We start from the raw sequence: 1,238 nt of genomic DNA on the forward strand, positions 1-1,238 counted from the left end.
AACACCGTCTAGTCTATCGAGTCAAAGATGACCGCATTGAGTTTTTAGCAGCACGATATCACTATACTTAAACAGCTTATGTATTCCAGAAAACGGGTTTCTCAAAGAAACCCGTTTTCTTCTCAAAGAAACCCGTTTTCTATGACACGGATTGGGGAACTAATTAAGCTTTGTCGCTGTCTGGCTTTGGCGTTAACTGGCGTTTAACCAATGCACCCAAGCCTAACAATCCTAAACCTAATACAGTACTCGGTTCAGGAACGGTGTTGACAGTGACGAATTCAGTGGTAGTATCGAGCGCACCGGCGAATGTCCCGACTTTGCCGCCAGGAAATTGCAGACTGGGATCGACGGGATAGAGCTCAGTTCCACCTGACGCGCCGTAGAAAGTTGTGCCATTGCTGGAAGCTATCCCGTCAGAATCAAAAAAGTTGCCGATATCGCTGCCCAGTACATAAACTAACCCGAAGAAGTCAGGCAGCCCGTGGGAGAAGGCGGGGACGAGGGAGTTGCCAGAGAATGACATCATGTAGTCGGTGACTTCACCATCCAAGGAGTGAATAAAACCATCATTATTTAAATCTTCGCCGGTAAACATCCCGGTGATGGTAGCACCTTCGGAGTAGCCACCTTGGAAGAAGTTGAAGGAAGCGGCACTGGCGGGGAGGACAGTCAGTACAGCGATCGCGCTAACTGTGCCAGCGAGGACAACACCAGCCAGAGAGATAGATTTGAAGTTAGTTGTAAAATTCATGGGCAATTTTGGGCAAATTCCACCAGCATTTTACCCCCCCCCGATTTTGTCAAATATCACTTTTTTAAGTCCAGAAAACAGGTTTCTCAAAGAAACCCGTTTTCTCAGTGCGATCGCTTGTGGAAGATCGGGTTTAGGATATTTGTAATCTTTGATACAAATCTCTCGATCATCTGTTCTTAAGATTAAGGCTGGTGTTGCCAATTGATCGGAAAAGAGGCCGGCGCAAGCAGATAAAAACCGCAGAGAAGCTTGTGCCGTGGGATCAAAATTATTAAGCGGAGAATAGCCTCTGACCGGACTTCAACATCAAAGTTAGTAGGAAACTTGTCATCGCCTAAGTTAAAGTAACCCTTTATCCACGACACAACACAATAGGAAAAATACTTATGAGTTATGGAACCCGTGTTCAAGCTATCTCTCAAGTAACGGATCGTAAACCCCTACCTAGCAAAATTCCTCAGCGTTTAGAGGCCCTCTGGGC

2 protein-coding genes are annotated in these 1,238 nt (G+C 46.1%); one reads left to right on the forward strand and one right to left on the reverse strand.

The annotated features are described in order from the left end of the window. Positions 1-71: type II toxin-antitoxin system YoeB family toxin (locus PX484_RS06785; RefSeq protein ID WP_288103233.1), on the forward strand; the 71-nt coding region annotated here is incomplete at its 5' end. Positions 72-163: 92 nt separating this feature from the next. Here PX484_RS06785 and PX484_RS06790 read toward each other — a convergent pair. Continuing rightward, positions 164-754 carry a PEP-CTERM sorting domain-containing protein gene (locus tag PX484_RS06790; RefSeq protein ID WP_287767970.1) on the reverse strand — a complete coding sequence of 197 codons (591 nt, stop codon included), beginning with the start codon at positions 752-754 and terminating at the stop codon, positions 164-166. Positions 755-1,238 lie beyond the last annotated feature (484 nt).

The sequence above is a fragment of the Microcystis sp. M49636_WE2 genome (assembly GCF_030065375.1).
Lineage (GTDB): Bacteria > Cyanobacteriota > Cyanobacteriia > Cyanobacteriales > Microcystaceae > Microcystis > Microcystis aeruginosa_C.

Excerpts from the sequence above, each read along its gene's own strand:
- PX484_RS06790 (WP_287767970.1), bottom strand. The coding sequence starts at position 754 with ATGAATTTTACAACTAACTTCAAATCTATCTCTCTGGCTGGTGTTGTC.